The organism is Pseudomonas sp. UBA6310, assembly GCF_002438225.1.
GTDB lineage: Bacteria > Pseudomonadota > Gammaproteobacteria > Pseudomonadales > Pseudomonadaceae > Pseudomonas_O > Pseudomonas_O kuykendallii.
In genome coordinates this window covers 50,356-70,595 of sequence record NZ_DJTK01000015.1, presented here as the reverse complement: position 1 = coordinate 70,595, position 20,240 = coordinate 50,356, and the positions used below count along the sequence as shown (strand labels likewise).

Here is a 20,240-nt window from a genome sequence, read left to right as displayed (position 1 = left end):
GGCAGGATGCGGGCCTCGATCCGCTGCTGCGCGCCGGCATCGCTCACCTGTGGTTCGTCACCCTGCATCCGTTCGACGACGGCAACGGCCGCCTAACCCGCGCCCTCACCGACCTGGCGCTGGCGCAGGCGGAAAACCAGGCCATCCGATTCCACGCGATGTCCGCCAGCATCCTCGAGGATCGCGCCGGTTACTACCGCGCACTGGAGAGCAGCCAGAAGGCCGACTTGGATATCAGCGCCTGGCTCGACTGGTTCCTGCGCACCTTGCTCGCCAGCCTGCGGCAGGCGCTGGCACGTATCGACCGGGTGCTGGCGAAGTCGCGCTACTGGCAGCGCCACCGTCAGCACGCGCTGGGCGCAGAACAGCTCAAGGTGCTCAATCGCCTGCTGGATGGCGGCGAGCGCGGCTTCGAAAACGGCATCAGCGCCGCGCAGTACCAGAGTGTTGCCAAGGTCTCCAAGGCCACCGCCACGCGTCATCTGGGTGATCTGCTGGAGAAGGGATATCTGCAACGCCTGCCCGGCGGCGGGCGCAGCACGCGCTATCGAATCGCCGACGGGGAAATCTCGTAGCGCGGAGGGAATTGCAACCGAGCTACGAGAGCGCAGCTAGAGCGTGATGGCCTTGCGGCCATTGAAGGCATGCGCCAGGGTGCCGCCATCGACCAGGTCCAGCTCGCCACCCAGCGGCACGCCATGAGCGATCCGCGACACCGAAAGCCCCTTGGGAATCAGCAACTGGGCGATGTAGTGAGCGGTCGCCTCGCCTTCCACCGTCGGATTGGTAGCCAGGATGACCTCGCTGAACGCGCCCTCGGCGATGCGCGCCAGCAGCTCCGGCACGCCGATGGCCTCGGGGCCGAGCCCGTCCAGCGGCGACAGGTGTCCCTTGAGCACGAAGTAACGCCCGCGAAAACCGGTCTGATCCACCGCGAACACGTCCATCGGCGCCTGCACCACGCAGAGCAGGCTGTCGTCGCGATTGGGATCGGCGCACTGCGGGCAGAGTTCTTCCTCGCAGAGCGTGCGGCAACGTTTGCAGTGCCCGACCCGCTCCATCGCGTCGTTCAGCGCATGCGCCAGCCGCAGCGCACCGCTACGGTCGCGCTCGAGCATCTGCAGCGCCATGCGCTGCGCGGTCTTCTGCCCCACACCGGGCAGGATGCGCAGGGCATCGATCAGTTGGCGAATCAGCGGACTGAAGCTCATGGACATTACCGAATGTGAGTGCGAACGGACGAAGGTACAGCGCTGTAACAGCCCCTCACGCAGGTGAACGACACCTTGAGTGCCACCGGCGACGCGGCGGTGGATGGGAGAAGCGACATCCACCCTATGTTCAGGCGAACGAATGGACCGGGGCGCTCTGGGGCGGTAGCGGACAAGGCGCCGACGGACGAGGAACCGGAGTGTGCTGTTGCACATGAGGATTCCGAGTTCGTCGGCAACGCCGGCCGGTGCCCGGCACGAACGAACTAGAAAGGCATCTTGAAGCCTGGGGGCAGCTGCATCCCGGCTGTCATGCCCGACATCTTCTCTTGGCTGTTCTGCTCGATCTTGCGCACCGCATCGTTCACCGCGGCGGCGATCAGGTCTTCGAGGATGTCCTTGTCTTCCTGCATCAGGCTGTCGTCCAGGCTGACGCGCTTGACGTCATGGCGACCGGTCATCACCACGCTGACCAGCCCGGCGCCGGATTGCCCGGTGACCTCGGCATTGGCCAACTCTTCCTGCATCTTCTGCATTTTTTCCTGCATCTGCTGGGCCTGCTTCATCAGGCCGGCCATGCCACCTTTCATCATGGGGTCACCTCGGTATTCAGGGTTTCAACGGGTTCGATCGTACCGTCGCGGATCACCGCGGCGAATTGCTGGATCATCTGCTGCACCAGCGGGTCGGACTGGATCGCGACCTCCGCCAGGTGCTGGCGCTCGGCGCGCTTGCGCGCGGCCATTTGCGCGGGGGTTTCCTGCTCAGGCTTACGGATCTCGACCTCGAGTTTGAGGGTGCGGCCCAAATACTGGTTCAGCGCATCGTTCAGCCGGCGCTGCTGGTTGGCGTTGAACAACGCGCTCTGCGTCGGCTCCAGGTGCACGCGCCAGACGTCGCCTTCCACAGCCACCAGGCTGCAGTTGGCGCCGATGCTGCCGGTCAGTCCGCTCAGGCCGAGGCGCGGGAACAGTTCGAGCCATTCCGCCGCCAGGCCGGTGGCGGGCTGCACGTCGGCCAGGTTCTGCGCGTCGGTGGCGCTGTCGTCGGCCGCTTCGTCGCCGAGCGACTCCAGGTAATCGAACGCTTCGCCGTCGACCTCGTAGTACTCGTCGGCTGGCGGCGGCTCGTCGTCATCGTCATCCGCGTCGGTCTCGACATCCAGCACCTGGGCTTCGCTGGCGGCCGGATGATCGACCGGTTCGCTCACTTCCGCCGACTGGATGACCGGCGCATCGACGGCCTCGGCGCTGACGGATGGCGGCGGCGCCACCGGCTCCGCGGCGACAGCGGTCTCGACCGGCTCGGATTCTTCCCAGGGGGGATTGATCTTTTCCGCGGCGGCGGGCGCGACAGGCGCAACCGGCGCGGGCGGAGGGGCGTCAACCGCTACCGGCGCAGGCTCGGCCGGCGCAGGTGGCGGCACCTCCACTGGCGCTGGCGCAACGGCGGCGGGCACGGATTGCACGACCGGCGCGGCAATGGCGGCGCCGGCCACCGGGTTGGTCGTGGAATCAGTGGTGGCCCTGCTGATTCCCGGATTCTTTAGCGGCGTACTCGGCGCGCCGTCGGCATCCGCCGGGCGGAACGCCAGCATGCGCAGCAGCGCCATCTCGAAACCACCACGCGGGTCCGGCGCCAGCGGCAGGTCGCGACGGCCGATCAGGCCCATCTGGTAGTAGAACTGCACGTCCTCGGCGGCCAGCGCCTGGGCCAGATCGAGCACCCGCTCGCGGTCGCCCTGGCCGTTGTCCACCGCATCCGGCAGCGCCTGGGCAATGGCGACGCGGTGCAACACGTTGAGCATCTCGGCGAGCACGCCGTTCCAGTCCGGGCCCTGCTCGGCCAGGTGACGCACCGCCTCGAGCATTGCCCGCGCATCGCCTTCGATGAGCGCATGCAGCACACCGTAGACCTGACCGTGGTCCAGCGTGCCGAGCATCGCGCGCACGTCGGCAGCCAGCACCCGGCCCTCACCGAAGGCGATGGCCTGGTCGGTGAGGCTCATCGCATCGCGCATCGACCCATCGGCGGCGCGGCCGAGCAACCAGAGCGCGTCGGCCTCGAACGGCACGTTTTCCGCGGAAAGCACGTGGGTGAGATGCTCGACCACCCGCTCGGGCGTCATGTTCTTCAGCGAGAACTGCAGGCAGCGCGAAAGGATGGTCGCTGGCAGCTTCTGCGGATCGGTGGTGGCAAGGATGAATTTTACGTAAGGCGGCGGCTCTTCCAGGGTCTTCAACAGCGCGTTGAACGAGTGGCTGGAGAGCATGTGCACTTCGTCGATCAGGTAGACCTTGAAGCGCCCGCGGCTTGGCGCGTACTGCACGTTGTCGAGCAGTTCGCGGGTGTCCTCGACCTTGGTGCGGCTGGCGGCGTCGATCTCGATCAGGTCGACGAAGCGCCCCTCGTCGATCTCCCGGCACACCGAGCAGGTGCCGCAGGGCGTCGAGGTGATGCCGGTCTCGCAATTAAGGCACTTGGCGATGATCCGCGCGATGGTGGTCTTGCCCACGCCGCGCGTGCCGGTGAACAAATAGGCGTGGTGCAGGCGCTGGTTGTCCAGCGCGTTGATCAGGGCCTTGAGCACATGGGTCTGGCCGACCATTTCGCGGAACGAGCGCGGACGCCATTTTCGTGCAAGAACCTGATAACTCATCGAACCGTCGCAGCAGGGTAGCGGAAGGAGGGCTAATGCTAGCGGAGCACCGGGCAAATTGCATCCGGCTTGCCGCCAGCGGATGTATCCATTCGCCAGGCGCGGACGAACGCCAGCAATCGCAACGCCGAGCGAAGCAACATGATTGGGAACGGAAAAGAAAGGTGTCGCGAAGAGCGTTATGGAGGCAGCCCTACCAGCCACACCCCGGCACACGATGTCACCGCTGCGGCTGCTCCCTTCCGGGCCTGACCGGGTTCACGGCTGATCGTTGCGGGGGGACCGGCAGGGCCACCATAACGACGCCCACCTGGCGATGGGCCGCGCCATTGTACCGACTCGCCGGCAACTTACAACCGGCAGCGGCCGTTAAAGAAAAACTATCCCGCACAAGCACTTGGCACGCATCACCGGCCTCACACACGGAACCGGCCGACCAGTTGCGCAAGCCCTTCGGAGAGCGCCGAGAGGTGCTCGCTGGCCCGCGTGCTTTCCCCGGACGTCTGCGCCGCCTGGTTCGACAGGTCGCGAATGTCGCTGATGTTGCGGGCGATTTCCTCGGTCACGCTGCTCTGCTCCTCGCAGGCGGTGGCGATCTGCGCGGCCATGTCGTTGATCCGTTGCACCGACTCGCCGGTGCGCCCGATCGCCTGGTCGACGCCCGCGGCTCGCTCTACGCTGTCGCGCGCCTGTTGGCTGCCGGCCTGCATGGCGGTCACGGCGTTGTGCACGCCCTGCTGCAGCCGTTCGATCATCTGCTGGATGTCGTTGGTCGAGTTCTGCGTGCGCCCGGCCAGCGCCCGGACCTCGTCGGCGACCACGGCGAAACCGCGGCCCTGCTCCCCTGCCCTGGCCGCCTCGATGGCCGCGTTCAGCGCCAGCAGGTTGGTCTGGTCGGCGATGCCCTTGATCACCGCCAGCACCGCGCCGATCTGCTGCGCCTCGTGTTCCAGGGTGCGAATGCGCTCGGATGCGCTTTCCACGTCGCGCGCCAGCGCACGGATCGAGCCGATGGTGGAACCGACCACCTCGGCGCCCTCGCGCGACTGCTCGTCCGCCCGCTGCGCGGCCTCGGCCGCGTTCTGCGCACTGCGGGCAACCTCGTTCACCGCGGCGCTCATCTGCGTGGCCGCGGTGCTGACCTGATCCACCGCCAGATGCTCGCGGCCGATCAGTTGATCGTTCGCCGCCGCCATGCCGGAAAGCTGCCGGGCGGAATCGGCGACCTCGCCGGTCACCCGGCCGACTTCGCGAATCAGCGGCTGCAGCTTGTCGAGGAAGCGGTTGAACGCCACGCTCAGGCGGCCCAGCTCATCGCGGGAAGACACCTCCAGGCGCGGGCGCAGGTCGCCGTCGCCATCGGCGATCTGCTCGATGCGATGCAGCAGCAACTGCAACGGCCGGGTAATCAGCGAGGGGAATGCCAGCACCAGCACCAGGCAGAGCGCCAGGGCCAGACCGACCACCAGGCCCTGCTGCCAGAGGCCGCTTTGGCTGTTGGCATCCGCGTGCTCGCCCTGTTGATTGGCCGCCTGCTCCTCGAGGTTGCCGAGTTCGTCGATCACCTCGCGCATGCTTCCGAACTGGGTCTCGCTGTCGCCGAAGCTCAGAGCGCGCGCCGCCGCGGGATCGCTTGCCGCCAGTTGCACCACCCGCAACGACGTCGCCTTCCACAGCGCGAAGCCCTGCTCGAAGCGGGTGACCAGTTCCTGGACCTTCGGCTCCTGCTGCGTGGCCGCGTACTTGTGCACGCGGTCGTAGCTCTGCTGCAGGTTTTCCGCATGCGACTTGCGCAACGCATCGCCCTGCTGGCCGTTTTCATCGCTCAGCAGGCTGCGCTCCGCGACGAAGGCCTGATAAAGGTCGCGGTCGGCATTCAGCAGCAGGGTGATCGCCGGCAGGTGATGGCGGCTCAAGGCTTCGCTCGCCGACGCCACCGAGCGGATCGTCTGCATGCCCAGCGCACCGGTGATGATCAGCAGGACCGCGAGCAGAAGAATGGGCAGCGCGATCTTCCAGCGGAAGTTGAGGTCGGCGAAGGATTGCAGCATGAACAGCTCCTTTCTTCATTATTGCTGGCGATAGCTATCGCTTCGGTCCGGCGCGCCTGGCGCAGGCGATCACGGATGAATTCAATCTAGCAGCGCTTCGCACGCGCCGCGAAATCGCAACGCGACTGCGACCATCCCGCGATGGTTGGCGTGCAGCCTGGCGGGTTAGACTGCCGGCGCACTCACGCACCGCACTACGGAGCAGCACAATGGCCCTGACCAAAGACCAACTGATCACCGATATCGCCGAAGCCACCGACGCGCCCAAGGCAACCGTCCGCGCCGTTCTCGAGCAGCTCGGCGAAATCGTCAGCGACGCCCTGGAAAATGGCAGCGAACTGACCCTTCCGGGCATCGGCAAGCTGAAGGTCGGCGACCGTCCGGCACGCACCGGGCGCAACCCGCAGACCGGCAAGGCCATCGAGATCGCCGCGAAGAAGGTGGTGAAGTTCGTGCCGGCCAAGGCACTGAGCGACGCGTTGAACTGAGTGTCAGCGAAACGAAAGAACCGGCGGAGGCCGGTTTTTTCGTTTCTCCAGCAGCGCAATTTGCTGGGCGGCCCGACGTAGACCGGCGCGTTCCTGGAACCTTCCCGTCGCTCGTGCGGCTCGGCTTCCCATGAGTCATCACGTGCTCATCAGGTCCGCCCTCGAACGGCGTAAAGCCGTGGCAGGCCTCGTGGAGGCTGAGTTCCAACGCTCCTGCATGCTTTAGCCGTTATCCAGAAAGCCCTAGGATTGCATGCAGGTAAATATCAAGAGGGCAACCCATGCCACGTCCCGATCTCAACCTCCTGCTGGCGCTGGACGCCCTGCTGGACGAGGGCAGCGTCATCGGCGCCGCGCGCCGCATGCATCTGAGCGCGCCGGCGATGAGCCGCACCTTGAGCCGCATCCGGGAGGCGCTGGGCGACCCGGTGTTCGTCCAGGTCGGCCGCAAGCTGATGCCCACGCCCAAGGCACTGGCACTGCGCGAGCAGGTGCGGATGGCGGTCGAACAGGCCTCGCAGGTGTTCTCGTCCGGCGCCGAGATCGACCTGAAGTCGCTGGAACGGCGCTTCAACGTCCGCGCCACCGATGAGTTCGTGAGCATCCATCTCGGCCATCTCCTCGACGCGATGGCGCGGGAGATGCCGCGGGCGATGCTGCGCTTCTCGCCCGAGGAAGACGACGTGGACGACGAGGCGTTGCGCAGCGGCCGCATCGATCTGTTCATCAGCGCTTCCCGCACGCTCGGGCCGGAGATTCGCGTGCAGTCGCTGTTCACCACGACGTTCGTGGGCGTCGCGCGCGTCAACCATCCGATTTTCGACGACGAAATCACACCCGAACGCCTCACGCGCTGGGAACACATCAACGTGTCACGGCGCGGCAAGGCCGCCGGGCCGGTCGATGCCGCGCTGGAAGCGCAGGGGCTGCGCCGGCATGTCGCCCTGGTGGTGCCCAATCCTTACACCGCGCTGTTCGCGTTGCAGGACTCGGACCTGCTGCTGCCCCTGCCCCGGCACCTGGCCAGCAGCGCGCTGGCCGCTAGCCTGCAGATTCGCCTGTTCGAGCTGCCGACACCGCTGGAAACGGTGCTGCTGACGCAGGCCTGGCACCCGCGCCTGGAGAGCGACCCGGCCCATCAATGGTTGCGACAGACCATTCATACGCTCTGCAACGAAAGCCAGGCGCAGACGGCGAAGCGCGCCAAGCCATAGCGCAGGGCCTGCTCCTATGCGTGCGTTTAGCGCACCCATGTGAGTGCAATAAATTCACTTTTCGAAATCGTTGGCCCTGCCTACGGTGATGCGCATCGGTCACCGCAGGAAGGGTTGAATGATGCATTCGGCGAATGTGCCTGACGCGGATTCGGGCGACGTTCCACCGCGCTCGCGGCGTTGGGAAAGGCTGGCGCGCGGGCTGCCGTATCTGGATCTGACGACACCCCGTGCAACCTATGTGATGCGTTCGCTGCTGGCCGCCTGCCTGGCTCTGGTGGTGGCCTATCTACTGAAACTGCACGCACCCTACGCGGCGGCCTCCAGCGTTCTGCTCGTCATCAACCCCATCCAGGGCGGCGTGATCGGCAAGGGGACGTGGCGGGTCCTGGGCACGCTGGTCGGCATGCTGGCGGCCTTCGTGCTGATGAGCGCCTTCGGGCAGATGCCGTGGCTGTTCCTGCTCGGCTTTGGCCTGTGGCTGGGAATCTGTGTGGCGGGCATGACGCTGCTGCGTCATTTCCGGGCCTACGGTGCGACGCTGGCGGGCTACACCGTGGGCCTGGCGGCCTACGGCGCCATGCAGCATCCGGAACTCACCTTCGACCAGGTGATGGGGCGCGGCGCGTCCGTGCTGACCGGCGTGGTCTGCCTGGCGCTGGCCTCGGCCACGCTCAGCAGCCGCAGCGTGCATAGCCGCCTGGCCGCGCTGCTCGACCGCCTCACGGCCGCTACGGCAAACGTGCTGGCGACGCATCACCAGGCCATTCGAGGCAGCGCCGTACCCGGCGGAAAGCCCCTGGACGCAGATCGGCGCAACCTCCTCGCCGAGATTTATGGCGTGGACGATCTGCTGGCGCTGGGCAAGGCCGAATCCGCCGATCTCGCCCATCGTGCCGGCACGGTGCGACACACGATGGTGTCGATGTTCTCCGCCTTGGTGGGCGGCACGCCGCCCCTGCGCGGACACCGCGCCGGCCTCGCTGCGCTGGGCGCGTTGCAGCCGGACTGGGAACAGACATGGCGGGAGGTCGGGCAGGTGCTGGAGCGGGGACCCGGCCCGGCCGGAAGAGCGCTTGCCATCCTGCGGCTGGCCGAGTTGCGCGCCCGGCTGGTGGCCGCGCTCACCGCGACCTCGATGGACGACGCCGACGGGCAGGCCGCGCTGATGATCGCAGGCGATCGCCTGATCGAGCAGCTCGACGATTACCGGCAAGCCCTCGAGGGCATCGAACGTTTTCACCAGCCCAGGCCGACACCGGCGCGCGTCTCCGTGCCGTTTCACCGCGACACCGCAGCAGCCCTCGAGAATGGCGTACGCGCCTTGCTGACCGTACTGATGGGCGGCGCCTTCTGGATCGCCACGGGCTGGACCGACGGCAACATGATGCTGGCCGGATTGGCAGCCGCCTGTGCGCTGTTGTCCACCGCGCCCCAGCCCGTGCTGGGCGCCGTCGAATTCATCAAGGGCACGGTGGCCGCCGTGGCGATGGCCTTCCTGTGCACCTTCATCGTGTTGCCGCACCTCGGCGGCCTACCGCTGCTGCTGGTGGTCCTATGCCTGTTCTGGCTCCCCGGCGTGTATGCCACGACGATGCCGCGGCATGCCTTGGCGGGTGTGGCCTACCTGGTCGCATTCACATCGCTGGCGGCGCCGGACAACCCGATGCGCTACGACTTCGCGCTGTTCCTCAATAGCGCCGTGGCCTGGATTCTGGCGACCTGTTTCACCCTGTTGGGCTTCAGGATCGTGCTGCCGCGCAATCCGATACGCGACGTCACGCGCCTGCGCCAGCGCATCCGCGACGAAGCGCTGGGCACCTTGCGCGACGAGCCGGCCGATGCGCAAGCCTGGCAATGGCGCCAGCAGCACCGCATCGCGCAACTCGGGGCCTTGCTCAGGACGCAGCCGCAGGCGATGGATCGCGCCATCGCCCAGGCGCTGAACAGCCTGCATCTGGGTCGGGAAGTCCTGCGCCTGCGACGCTGGCTGCGCGAGGCGCAACAGGATGCCGAATGGCCGCGCGTGGTGGCGCGCACGCTGCGCCATATGCGCCAGCGCGCCGCTGATCCGGCTCGGGCCGCAGGCCATGCCCGCCGCGCGGCGACCTCCCTGGCGCGTTTGCCGGCGCACTCCAACACCGCGATGGATGACGTCCGCCGAGTGACGGTCGTGTTGCTCGACATCGCCGCGCTGCTGGAGCGCCATGCGGACACCGTCGTACCGACCTCTGGAGGCCACGCCCATGCTCAGTGAGTTCTCCTTGGCCGGCATCTACCTGCCGCCCTTCTTCGTCTACGCCTGCGTGGCCCTGCCGATCCACCTGGGCCTTCGCTTCGTGCTCGCGCGCAGCGGAGTGCTGCGCCGGGTCTGGCATCCGGGCCTGTTCGAGTTCGCCATGTCCCTCTGCCTCGTTTCCCTTCTGGTGCTTTATGTCTGAACGTTCATTCCCCGCCAAACTGCTACGGGCAGGATTCACCCTCGCGATGGTCATCGCTGCCGTCCTGCTGGTCAGCGCGCTGTGGAGCGCCTATGTCGTCGCACCCTGGACCCGCGACGGCCGGGTCAGCGCGCAAATCGTGCGCATCGCCCCCGAGGTGTCAGGCACCGTCGCCGAGGTTCCGGTCACGGACGACCAATACGTCAAACAGGGCGACGTGCTCTACCGCATCGACAGCGCCAGCTTCGCGCTGGCCTTGGCCCAGGCCGAGGCGCAGTGGGCGGCGGCGGACGTGTCGCTGCGCCAGAAGACCGAGGAGGCGCGGCGCCGCCGCGGCATGGAACGCCTGGTGCCCGCCGAGGACATCCAGCGCGCGAACCAGGCGATGGCCATCGCCCAGGCCGAACTGCGCAGCGCGCAGGTCGCCGTGGACAGGGCGAAGCTGGACCTGGCGCACACCGTGCTGCGCGCACCGACCGATGGCTACGTCACGCACCTGCGCTTGAACAAGGGCGACTACGCCGTCGCGGGCCAGCCGAACATCGCCCTGATCGACGCCCGCAGCTTCTGGATCACCGGGTATTTCGAGGAAACCAAGCTGCACGGCATCCAGCCCGGCGCGGCGGCGCGCATCCGCCTGATGGGCTTCGACCCGGTGTTGCCGGGGCGGGTGGCGAGCATCGGGCGGGGCATCACCGACAGCAACCAGCAGGCCGACGCGCAGGGCCTGCCGAGCGTGGAGCCCAGCTTCAGTTGGGTCCGGCTGGCGCAGCGCATTCCCGTGCGCATCGAATTCGAGCATGTCCCGCAAGACGTCGTGCTGGCAGCCGGCATGACCGGCAGCATCGAGGTCACGCCCTCGGAAGGCACTTCGCTGCCGCATGGCCGGCTGATCTCGCTGCTGCACCGGTGGATGTGAGGGCAACGCCATGCACGCATCGATCCCTCGCACGCCATCACGTCTTCGGCAGGCCCTGCTGCTGACCTCGCTGCTGGCAACCCTCGTCGGCTGCACCCCAGTGGGCCCGGATTATCGGGCGCCGACGCCGGAGGTGCCGGCGAACTGGATCGAGGCCGATGCCATCGTGCCCGGCAGCGATCAGGAGGGGCTGCGAACCTGGTGGCGCGCGTCCCAGGATCCCCTGCTCGACCAGTTGGTCGACCAGACCCTGGCGCACAACCAGGACCTGGACATCGCCCTGGCGCGCCTGCGCCAGGCCCGCGCCGAGCGTGTGCAGATCGCCGCGGCCGCCCTACCCGAGGTCTCGATCGGCTTTGCCGGCGAGGCCGCACGTGGCAGCGAGGCACTCGGCTCACAGCCTGGCGGACAGGCGCGGACCTGGCACCTGGGCTTCGATGCCAGTTGGGAGCCGGACCTGTTCGGCGGCACGCGCCGCGCGGTCGAGGCCGCCGACGCCGGCATCCAGGCGCTGGCCGAGGACCGTCGTGCGCTGCAGGTGAGCCTGGTGGCCGAGGTGGTGTCCGATTACGCCGGGCTGCGTACCGCGCAACAGCGCCTGCTCATTGCGCAGGACAACATCCGCACGCTGGCCGAAGCCGAGCGCTTGGCCGAACAGGCGCAGCGCAGCGGCCTGGGCACGCTGGCCGATGTCACCCAAGCCCGCGCCGAGCGCGAAATGGCCGAGGCGCAACCGCCCCTGCTTGACGCGGACATCGCCCATTTCAGCCATGCCATAGGCGTGCTGGCGGGCGGGTTTCCCGGCGACTGGCGTGCCGCCCTGGCCACGCCCGCTCCCGCGCTGCCCATGCCAGCCGATTTGCCGCTGTCGCTGCCTTCGGACGTCATTCGCCAACGCCCCGACCTGCGCGCGGACGAACGCCGCCTGGCCGCCGCCACCGCGCAGATCGGCGTGGCCGAGGCCCAACGTTTTCCCAGTTTCCGCATTCCCTTAGGGCTCGGCACCAGCGCCAGCGTCATCCACGACCTGTTCTCCGGCGCCAGCCTGGCATGGTCGGCGGCGATGCAAGGCAGCCAGTCGCTCTACGACGGCGGACGCACGCGGGCAGGCGTGACCGCGGCACAGGCCAATACCGACGCCGTCCGGCGCCTCTACGAGCGGGACCTGCGTGCGGCGCTGCGCGACGTGGAGGACGCCTTGACCGCATGGAACAGCGAACGCCAGCGGCAAGTCGCGCTGCAGAAGGCCGTGGCCGACAGTCACCAGGCCGAGCAACAGGCGACCCAACTCTATGCGCGCGGGTTGAGCGCCTACCTGCCGGTGCTGGTGGCGCAGCGCAGCCTGAATCAGGCGCGCGATACGCTGGCCCTCAGCCAACTGGCGCAACGGCGCGGGGAAATCGCCTTGTACAAGGCGCTGGGAGCAGGCGGGGCGGACAACGCGCCGGGTGTTGCCGACCATCGCAACGCCGCGGAGACGACGGCGACTCGGTGACGCGTAGGCGCCTGGCGGAGCCGCGTCATCGCCTTACGTGCAGCGGCCGAAGCCGTCACACGTCGCCCGGACATCAGGCACCAACGAAGACCGGCCTACTGCTGCAGCGTTTCCAGCTCGGCGATGAACTGCGCCTCGTCCAGCACCTTGAGTCCCAGCTCGTTGGCCTTGGTCAGCTTGGAGCCGGCGCCCGGCCCGGCGACGACGCAGTGGGTCTTCGCCGATACCGAGCCGGCGACCTTGGCACCCAGCGCCTCCAGCCGCTCCTTGGCCACGTCGCGGCTCATCGCCTCCAGCGTGCCGGTGAGCACCCAGGTCTGGCCGGCCAATGGCAGCCCGGCGGCAGCTTTGCGCTCGCTGTCCCAGTGCATGCCGAACTCGCGCAGCTGCGCCTCGATGGCGCGCGCGCGTTCGGCGTTTTCCGGCGCGTCGAAGAAATCGCGCAGCGCGCGCGCGGCCTTCTCGTTGAGCCGTTCGACCTGGCGCAGGTCGAGCCAGTCGGCGCCGATGATCGCCTCCAGCGAGCCGAAGCGGGTCGCCAGTCGTTCCGCGCCGGTGGCGGCGATGAAGGGAATGTTCAGCTTGTCGATGAAGCCGGCCAGGCTCGCGCAGGCGGCGAATTCGGCGTGCAGCTCGCCCTCCTCCTGGAACCTGACGCCGCGCTCGCGCAACTGGGCGATCACCTCGCGGTTGTGCGCGTCCTCGAAGAAGCTGTGGATCTCGTGGGCCACTTCGCCGCCCACGTCCGGCAGGTAGGTGAGCACTTCGGGCAACGCCTTGCCGATGCGTTCCAGCGAACCGAGGGCGCGGGCCAGCAACTTCGCCGTCTCTTCGCCCACATCGGGAATGCCGAGGGCGAAGATGAAGCGCGCCAGGCTGGGCGTGCGGCTCTTGTCGATGGACGCCAGCAGGTTCTTCGTCGACAGCTCGGCGAAGCCTTCCAGCTCGACGACCTGTTCGTAGGTCAGCGTATAGAGGTCCGCCGGCGACGCCACCAGGCCCTTGTCCACCAGTTGCTCGACGATCTTGTCGCCCAGGCCGTCGATATCCATGGCGCGGCGCGAGACGAAATGGATGATCGCCTGCTTGAGTTGCGCCTGACAGGCGAGCCGCCCGACGCAGCGATAGATCGAGCCTTCGCTGACCGATTCGCGGCCCTTGCTGCGCTTGATCAGCTGGGTACGCTCGACGGCCGAGCCGCACACCGGGCAACGCCCCGGGACATGCACCGCGCGCGCATCGGCCGGGCGGCGCTCGGCGATCACGCCGAGAATCTGCGGAATCACGTCGCCGGCGCGACGGACGATCACGCTGTCGCCGATCATCACCCCCAGGCGCGCCACTTCGTCCATGTTGTGCAGGGTCGCGTTGGACACCGTCACGCCCGCCACCTGCACCGGTTTCAGCCGCGCCACCGGGGTGATCGCGCCGGTACGGCCAACCTGGAACTCGACGCCCAGCAGCTCGGTGATTTCCTCGCGCGCCGGGAACTTGTGCGCGATAGCCCAGCGCGGCTCACGCGCGCGGAAGCCCAGTTCGCGCTGCTGGGCGAAGTCGTTGACCTTGAAGACCACGCCGTCGATCTCGTAGGCCAGCGCATCGCGCTTCTCGCCGATCGCCTGGTAGTAGGCCCGGCATTCGGCGATGCCCCTTGCCAGCTTCAGCTCGCGGCTGATCGGCAGGCCCCAGCCCTTCAGCGCCTTGAGCATGTCGATGTGATTGCCCGGCAAACCGCCATCGCTGCGCCCGACACCGTAGGCGCAGAGCTCCAGCGGGCGTGACGCGGTGATCCGCGGATCGAGTTGGCGCAGGCTGCCGGCGGCGGCGTTGCGCGGGTTGGCGAAGGTCTTGCCGCCGTTCTCCAGCTGCCGCGCGTTGAGCGCCTCGAAGCCCGCCTTGGGCATGTAGATTTCGCCGCGCACTTCCAGCACCGCCGGCCAGCCGCTGCCGTGCAACTTGAGGGGAATGTTGCGCACGGTGCGCACGTTGGCGCTGATGTCTTCGCCGGTGCTGCCGTCGCCGCGCGTGGCGCCGCGCACCAGTTGGCCGTTTTCGTAGAGAAGGCTCACCGCCAGCCCGTCGAGCTTGGGCTCGCAGCTGTACTCCACCTCGGCGCCGCCGCCGAACAGATCGCCGGCCGGCAGGTCCAGGCCTTCGCGCACGCGGCGGTCGAAGTCCAGCAGGTCCTGCTCCTCGAAGGCGTTGCCCAGGCTGAGCATCGGCACTTCGTGGCGCACCTGGCCGAACGCCGCCAGCGCTTCGCCCCCGACACGCTGGGTCGGCGACTCGGCGGTAACCAGTTCGGGATGCTCGGCCTCCAGGGCGCGAAGTTCCTTGAACAGGCGGTCGTACTCGGCGTCCGGCACGCTCGGCTCGTCGAGGACGTAATAGCGGTAGTTATGCGCATCGATCTCGCTGCGCAGGGCGGCGATGCGTTCGGCGGCCTGCTGGGCAGGTAGGGCGGCGTCGGTCATTCTCGGGTCTCGAAAAAGCAAAAGAGCAGCCAGGGCTGCTCTCTTTGACTGGCGGCGAGGGGCGCGAGGTCCCTGGCCAGGAAACGAATCAGCGTCTCATCGTCAGCCCGCGGCGCTCGAACTCGACGATGCGCTGGCGGTAGTGCTCGATGGTCTGCGCGGTCAGCACGCTGCGCTGGTCGTCCTTCAGCTCGCCGTTGAGCTCCTGGGACAGTTTGCGCGCGGCGGCGACCATCACGTCGAAGGCCTGCTTGGGATGGCGCGGGCCTGGCAGGCCGAGGAAGAAGCTCACCGCCGGCGTGCTGAACAGGTCGATGTCGTCCAGATCGAAGGTGCCCGGCTTGACCGCATTGGCCATGGAGAACAGCACTTCGCCGTTGCCGGCCATGCTTTCGTGACGATGGAAGATGTCCATCTCGCCGAAGCGCAGCCCGCTTTCGAGGATGTTCTGCAACAGCGCCGGGCCCTTGAAGCCGAGCGCGTCGCGGGAAATCACGTTGATCACCAGCACTTCCTCGACCGGTGGCAGGTCGCGGGGTTCGCCTTTGCTGGCAGCGAGGTCTTCGTCGACGGGGCTGAGCAGGGTCGGCACCGGCTCTTCGCTGCCCAGCTCCAGGTCGCCCTGGCGCGGCTCGCCGCGACGCTTGCCTTCACGCGCGCTCATGGAGGGAAGATCGGCTTCGTCCAGCTGCGGTTCGCTGTGCGCGTTGCGCTCGATCACCCGCGGCGGGCCGAGCAGTTCGGGGGCGCCTTCGTCATCGGGGAGGTTGGAGAAACTACGGTCGAGCTTGAACTTGAGTTTGCCTTTACCGCCGCGCATGCGCCGCCAGCCATCGAACAGGATGCCGACGATTACGATGATACCGACAACGATCAGCCAATAGCGCAGCTCCATGAAATCCTATGACCCCTACCTTGAATATGAAAAATGAAGAAGGGCATCCTGCCCCTTGAAACGCGGCAACTGTATGTTCTTACAGGTGTTTTCCGCGCATACTGAAATGGGTCCCTAAGCTAGCACGACGAACGGTTAAAGTGCAGTGCTTCGCTCAGGCTTCGACCAACGCAACCGCCTCTTCGACGTCCACCGCCACCAGTCGCGAACAACCGGGCTCGTGCATCGTCACCCCCATCAATTGATCGGCCATCTCCATGGCGATCTTGTTGTGGGTGATGTAGATGAACTGCACGGTTTCCGACATCTCCTTGACCAGCCTGGCATAGCGGCCGACGTTGGCGTCGTCCAGCGGCGCGTCCACTTCGTCGAGCATGCAGAACGGCGCGGGATTGAGCTGGAAGATCGCGAACACCAGCGCCAACGCCGTGAGTGCCTTTTCGCCGCCGGACAGCAGGTGAATCGTGCTGTTCTTCTTGCCCGGCGGGCGCGCCATGATCGCCACCCCGGTATCGAGTAAATCTTCGCCGGTTAGTTCCAGATAGGCCTGGCCGCCGCCGAAGACTTTCGGGAACAGCGCCTGCAACCCGCCGTTGATCTGGTCGAAGGTTTCCTTGAAGCGGTTGCGGGTTTCCTTGTCGATCTTGCGGATGACGTTTTCCAGGGTATCCAGCGCTTCGACGAGGTCGGCGTTCTGCGCATCCAGGTAGCGCTTGCGCTCGGACTGCTGCTGGTATTCGTCGATCGCCGCCAGGTTGATCGGCCCGAGGCGCTGGATACGCGCGGCGAGCCGCTCCAGTTCCTCCTCCCAGCCCTTTTCGCTGGCCTCGGCGGGCAGGCTGCCGAGCACGCCGTGGAGGTCGTAGCCGTCCTCGAGCAGCTGCTCCTGCAGGGCCTTGCGACGCACCGTCAGCGCCTGCCATTCCATGCGCTGCTGTTCCAGCTGGCCGCGCAGCAGTTGCGCCTGCTGTTCGGCCTGAGTGCGGCGCTTCTCGGCGTCGCGCAGCTCGCGATCGGCATCTTCCAGCGCCAGGCGCGCCTGCTTGAGTTCTTCCTCCACGCCCATGCGCCGTTCGAGCAGTTCCTCGAGCTTGATGCGCAGTTCCTCCAGCGGCGCCTCGCCCTCCTCCAGATTGAGGCTGAGCTGCTCGCGGCGTTCGATGACGCGCTCGAACTGCTGCTCCAGACGCTCCAGCGCCTGCCGGGTGGAATCGTGCTGGGCCTTCAGCGAACCGGCGCGCACCGCCAGCTGATGGCTGTTGTCCTTGTGCTGCCGGGCTTCCTGGCGGACGCGGTCGAGGCGCTCGCGCAAGGCGTCGCGCTGCGCCAGCAGCTGCTCGCGCTGCTCGCTGTCCGTGGCCATCGCGTCCAGGGCGTCCTGCAACTGCAGGCGCGCTTCGCCGAGTTGCTCGTGCTCCAGCGCGCGCTGCTCATCCAGCTCGCCGAGTTCTTCTTCGAGGCGCCGGCGACGCAGGGTCAGCTGTTCGAGCCTGGCCTGGCGCGCAGACAGCTGCGCCTTGAGTTCGCCCTGCTGGCGCGCTTCGTCCTGCAGCAGGCGCCGCTGGCGCTCGCGCGCGTCCTCCTGGCTGCGCTGCTCATCGCGCCGTTGCTGCAGGCGCTCGTCGAGTTGCTCCAAGCTCGCTTCGCGTTCGCCGCGATCGGCCTGCAGGCGCTCCAGCTCCTGGCCGCGGGCGAGCAGGCCGCTTTCCGCCTCGCTGGCACGGCGCACTCGTAAAAAGTGCCGGCCGACCCAGTAGCCGCCGCGGCTGATCAGGCTTTCGCCCTCGCCCAGCGCAGCGCGGCCGGCGAGCGCCGCATCGAGGCTTTCCACCGGCCGTACCCGGGCCAGCCAGGGCGCCAGATCGACCGGCGCCTCGACCTTGTCCAGCAGGCTGCCCGGATGGCGTGCGGAGGGTTTGCCCGGATCGAGCAGGCGCAGGTCGCCCTGCTGGAAGCCCTGCAGGTCGAGCCCGGCGAAGTCGTCCAGCAACACCGCCTGCAGGTCGGCGCCGAGCACGGTTTCCACCGCCAGCTCCCAGCCCGGCTCGACGCGCAGCCCCTCGGCCAGGCGCGGATGGCGATCCAGGTGCTGCTCGCGCAGCCATTCGCCGGTTCCCTTGCCCGGGTCCAGCGCCGCCTGCTGCAGCGCTTCCAGCGATGCGATGCGACCGTCGAGGCGTTGCAGGTCGCCCTGCGCCTGCTGCTGCTCGCGCGTCGCTTGCTGCAGCTCGCCGCGCAGTTGCTCGAGCCGTTCGGCCAGCGCCTGCTCGGCGGCCTGGAGCTCCTCGAGGTGCATGTCGCTGACGGCCAGTTGCTCGCTCAGTTCGAGGATCGCCGTATCGTCCGGGTCGGCGGCAAGCAAGGCGCGCTCGTCATCCAGACGACGGCGGCGTTCGGCCAGCCGCTCCAGGCTCTGCTCCAGCTGCAGGAGGCGCGCCTGCAGCACTTCGGCGGCACGGCGCGGCTCGGCGCTGCGCTGGTTGAAGCTGTCCCACTGTTCCTGCCAGCCGTGCATGCCGGCCTCGGCGTCTTCGAGCATCGCCGCCGACTCTTCGGCCGCGGCGCTGGCCATTTCCTGCTCGGGTTCGAGGACCGCCAGCTCTTCACCGAGGGTCGCCAGCAGCGTGCGGTCGTGGCCCAGGTGGGATTCGGTTTCCAGGCGCGCGCGCTCGGCTTCGCGCAGGTCGTCCTGCAACTGGCGCAGGCGCTGCTGGCCGTGCTGGATGCTCTGCTCGACGCGGGCGATGTCTCCGCCCACGGAATAGAAGCGGCCCTGGACTTGATTGAAGCGCTCGGACAGCTCGTGGTGACCGTCGCGCAGACGCTCGATGCTGGCATCGGCGTTGCGCTGTTCGGCGACCAGCGCCTCGAAGCCGACCTCCTGATCGCCGATCACCGCTTCGCGCTGGCCGACCTGTTCGTTCAGCGCACGCCAGCGCAGGCCGGCGAGCTGGGCCCTGAGCTGACGCTCCTCGGCCTTGTATTCCTGGTATTTCTCCGCCGACTGCGCCTGCCGGTGCAGGCGTTCGAGCTGGCGCTCCAGCTCTTCGCGCAGGTCGGTCAGGCGCGCGAGGTTCTCGTGGGTGCGGCGGATGCGGCTCTCGGTCTCGCGGCGGCGCTCCTTGTACTTGGAGATGCCGGCGGCTTCCTCGATGAAGTTGCGCAGGTCCTCGGGCTTGGCCTCGATCAGCTTGGAGATCATCCCCTGCTCGATGATCGAGTAGCTGCGCGGGCCCAGGCCGGTGCCGAGGAAGATGTCGGTGATGTCGCGGCGACGGCATTTCACGCCGTTGAGGAAGTAGGTGTTCTGCGCGTCGCGGGTGACCCGGCGGCGGATGGAGATTTCCGCGAAGGCGGCGTATTCGCCGGTCAGGCTGCCGTCGGAGTTGTCGAAGATCAGCTCGATGCTGGCCTGAGTCACCGGCTTGCGGGTGTTGGAGCCGTTGAAGATGACGTCGGTCATCGACTCGCCGCGCAGATTCTTCGCCGAACTCTCGCCCATCACCCAGCGCACGGCGTCGATGATGTTCGACTTGCCACACCCGTTAGGCCCGACCACGGCGGCCATGTTGCTGGGAAAGCTCACGGTGGTCGGGTCGACGAAGGATTTGAAGCCCGCCAGCTTGATGCTTTTCAACCGCATGTGCCGCCTCGCCCCCGGGGATTCGTTCAGCGCTTGGCCAGAGCAGCCAGCACCATCTGGCAATTATGCTGGCAATAGCGGGCGACTACCTCACGAATACGCGGCGGATTGCGATCGATCACCGCCTGAAACAGGTGGCCGTAGGCGTTCATCATTTCCTTCATCTCTTCCGGATGCCCATTGATCGCCAGGTGATAGGTGCGCGCGATCGCCGGCTGCAGGTTCTCGACCACGCTTTGCAGGTAGGGGTTGTCGGCGAACGGGAAGGTGGCGGCTACGGCTTCCATGCTGGCCTCGATGAATACATCGGCATCCTCGTGCTGCATGCCCCGCATCAGGCGCTGCTGCACCTCGACGAAGGGCTGCAGCTCTTCCGGGCGCCGCCAGCGATCGGCAACGGCGTCGCTGAGCAGGATGTACAGCTCGGTCACCAGCGCATACAGGGACTTCACGTGATGCGGGGTCAGCTCGCAGACCTGGGCACCGCGTCGCGGCAGGATGTCCACCATGTGCCGACGCTCGAGAATCAGCAGCGCCTCGCGCACCGAGCCACGGCTGACATTGAGCGCCTTGACCACCTTGATCTCCTGGATACGCTCGCGCTCCTTGAGTTGGCCATGGATGATCCGCTCGGCGATATGCCGCGCTATCTGCTCGGACACGCTGTCCGGGGCTGTGAACGTCATGATTTTCCTTCGAAACAGAATGCCGAGCGACGGGGTACAAGGTGACTCGGGGAGGCAGGCATCG

At 67.3% G+C, this 20,240-nt stretch carries 15 protein-coding genes, 1 other RNA gene and 1 pseudogene; 7 read left to right on the top strand and 10 right to left on the bottom strand.

Annotation, left to right across the window (positions count from 1 at the left end; all coding sequences use genetic code 11):
* A partial coding sequence (locus B3E91_RS02980) for a Fic family protein (RefSeq protein WP_287028294.1) occupies positions 1-575 on the top strand: 575 nt, incomplete at its 5' end.
* A 36-nt stretch (positions 576-611) separates the two neighbouring features.
* Here B3E91_RS02980 and recR read toward each other — a convergent pair.
* The 6 genes and pseudogenes from recR to B3E91_RS22160 form a co-directional block, all read right to left on the bottom strand.
* Complete coding sequence (gene recR, locus B3E91_RS02975; RefSeq protein WP_287028292.1) at positions 612-1,211, bottom strand: recombination mediator RecR; 600 nt, start codon at positions 1,209-1,211, stop codon at positions 612-614.
* Between the two features lie 266 nt (positions 1,212-1,477).
* Positions 1,478-1,804 (bottom strand): YbaB/EbfC family nucleoid-associated protein, encoded by a 327-nt coding sequence (locus B3E91_RS02970; RefSeq protein WP_090229404.1) that lies wholly within the window; start codon positions 1,802-1,804, stop codon positions 1,478-1,480.
* Positions 1,801-3,870, bottom strand: a complete 2,070-nt coding sequence (gene dnaX, locus B3E91_RS02965; RefSeq protein ID WP_287028289.1) for a DNA polymerase III subunit gamma/tau — start codon at positions 3,868-3,870, stop codon at positions 1,801-1,803. The genes B3E91_RS02970 and dnaX overlap by 4 nt, the downstream gene beginning before the upstream one ends.
* A 191-nt stretch (positions 3,871-4,061) precedes the next feature.
* Positions 4,062-4,158: signal recognition particle sRNA small type (ffs, locus tag B3E91_RS02960), an RNA gene on the bottom strand.
* Between the two features lie 128 nt (positions 4,159-4,286).
* Positions 4,287-5,066: a methyl-accepting chemotaxis protein gene (locus tag B3E91_RS22165; RefSeq protein WP_376747761.1), complete on the bottom strand. Its 780-nt coding sequence runs from the start codon at positions 5,064-5,066 to the stop codon at positions 4,287-4,289.
* Between the two features lie 78 nt (positions 5,067-5,144).
* Positions 5,145-5,921: pseudogene (locus B3E91_RS22160) on the bottom strand (MCP four helix bundle domain-containing protein); the annotation flags it as partial.
* A 209-nt stretch (positions 5,922-6,130) separates the two neighbouring features.
* Here B3E91_RS22160 and B3E91_RS02950 point away from each other — a divergent pair.
* The 6 genes from B3E91_RS02950 to B3E91_RS02925 all read left to right on the top strand — a co-directional run bounded on the left by B3E91_RS02950 (position 6,131) and on the right by B3E91_RS02925 (position 12,478).
* Positions 6,131-6,409, top strand: coding sequence for an HU family DNA-binding protein (locus B3E91_RS02950; RefSeq protein ID WP_090229412.1), 279 nt, complete (start codon positions 6,131-6,133; stop codon positions 6,407-6,409).
* 281 nt (positions 6,410-6,690) lie between these two features.
* Complete coding sequence (locus tag B3E91_RS02945; RefSeq protein WP_287028285.1) at positions 6,691-7,623, top strand: LysR family transcriptional regulator; 933 nt, start codon at positions 6,691-6,693, stop codon at positions 7,621-7,623.
* A 118-nt stretch (positions 7,624-7,741) separates the two neighbouring features.
* A complete protein-coding gene (locus tag B3E91_RS02940; protein WP_287028283.1) occupies positions 7,742-9,880 on the top strand; it encodes an FUSC family protein in 2,139 nt (712 codons plus the stop codon).
* Complete coding sequence (locus tag B3E91_RS02935; protein ID WP_287028280.1) at positions 9,870-10,064, top strand: DUF1656 domain-containing protein; 195 nt, start codon at positions 9,870-9,872, stop codon at positions 10,062-10,064. Before B3E91_RS02940 ends, B3E91_RS02935 begins: the two co-directional genes overlap by 11 nt.
* Positions 10,057-10,983 carry a biotin/lipoyl-binding protein gene (locus B3E91_RS02930; RefSeq protein ID WP_287028278.1) on the top strand — a complete coding sequence of 309 codons (927 nt, stop codon included), beginning with the start codon at positions 10,057-10,059 and terminating at the stop codon, positions 10,981-10,983. The genes B3E91_RS02935 and B3E91_RS02930 overlap by 8 nt, the downstream gene beginning before the upstream one ends.
* Before the next feature lie 10 nt (positions 10,984-10,993).
* Positions 10,994-12,478: an efflux transporter outer membrane subunit gene (locus B3E91_RS02925; RefSeq protein WP_287028277.1), complete on the top strand. Its 1,485-nt coding sequence runs from the start codon at positions 10,994-10,996 to the stop codon at positions 12,476-12,478.
* 95 nt (positions 12,479-12,573) lie between these two features.
* Here the strand turns inward: B3E91_RS02925 and ligA are convergent, their stop codons facing one another.
* The 4 genes from ligA to B3E91_RS02905 all read right to left on the bottom strand — a co-directional run bounded on the left by ligA (position 12,574) and on the right by B3E91_RS02905 (position 20,176).
* Complete coding sequence (gene ligA, locus B3E91_RS02920) at positions 12,574-14,952, bottom strand: NAD-dependent DNA ligase LigA (RefSeq protein ID WP_287028276.1); 2,379 nt, start codon at positions 14,950-14,952, stop codon at positions 12,574-12,576.
* A gap of 88 nt (positions 14,953-15,040) precedes the next feature.
* Positions 15,041-15,847: a cell division protein ZipA gene (gene zipA / locus B3E91_RS02915; protein WP_287028275.1), complete on the bottom strand. Its 807-nt coding sequence runs from the start codon at positions 15,845-15,847 to the stop codon at positions 15,041-15,043.
* Positions 15,848-16,001: 154 nt separating this feature from the next.
* Positions 16,002-19,490, bottom strand: coding sequence for a chromosome segregation protein SMC (gene smc / locus B3E91_RS02910; protein ID WP_287028274.1), 3,489 nt, complete (start codon positions 19,488-19,490; stop codon positions 16,002-16,004).
* Between the two features lie 26 nt (positions 19,491-19,516).
* On the bottom strand, positions 19,517-20,176 hold the full coding sequence (locus B3E91_RS02905; RefSeq protein WP_090229433.1) for a GntR family transcriptional regulator: 660 nt from the start codon (positions 20,174-20,176) through the stop codon (positions 19,517-19,519).
* Positions 20,177-20,240: the final 64 nt, after the last annotated feature.